At 63.8% G+C, this 381-nt stretch carries 1 protein-coding gene; it reads right to left on the bottom strand.

All coding sequences use genetic code 11. The annotated features are described in order from the left end of the window. Positions 1 to 381, bottom strand: a 381-nt coding sequence (locus R5H29_RS04865) for a molybdopterin-dependent oxidoreductase (protein WP_332328856.1), incomplete at both ends; no start/stop codon positions are given.

The raw sequence follows: 381 nt of genomic DNA, 5'->3' as shown, positions 1-381 counted from the left end.
CCGCACAAGCCGCACTAGGCAGGGCATGTCGGTGAAGCGGCGGCAGTAGTCCATGAAGTAGTCGCTCTTGCCCGCCAGGTGGAATTCCTTGAGGATCACGTGCCCCATGGCGAGCGCCAGTGCGGCGTCGGTGCCTTGCTTGGGATGCAGCCAGATGTCGCCAAACTTCGCGCCCTCGGCGTAGTCAGGGAACACCGAAACAATCTTCGTGCCCTTGTAGCGGGCTTCCACCATGAAGTGCGCGTCGGGCGTGCGCGTCTGCGGCACGTTCGAGCCCCACAGCATGATGAACGTCGAGTTGTACCAGTCGGCAGATTCCGGCACGTCGGTCTGCTCGCCCCAGGTTTGCGGCGAGGCGGGCGGCAGATCGCAGTACCAGTC

Origin of the sequence: Stenotrophomonas sp. A3_2 (assembly GCF_036624925.1) — a bacterium.
GTDB lineage: Bacteria > Pseudomonadota > Gammaproteobacteria > Xanthomonadales > Xanthomonadaceae > Stenotrophomonas > Stenotrophomonas hibiscicola.
This window is presented reverse-complemented; position numbering and strand designations above follow the sequence as displayed.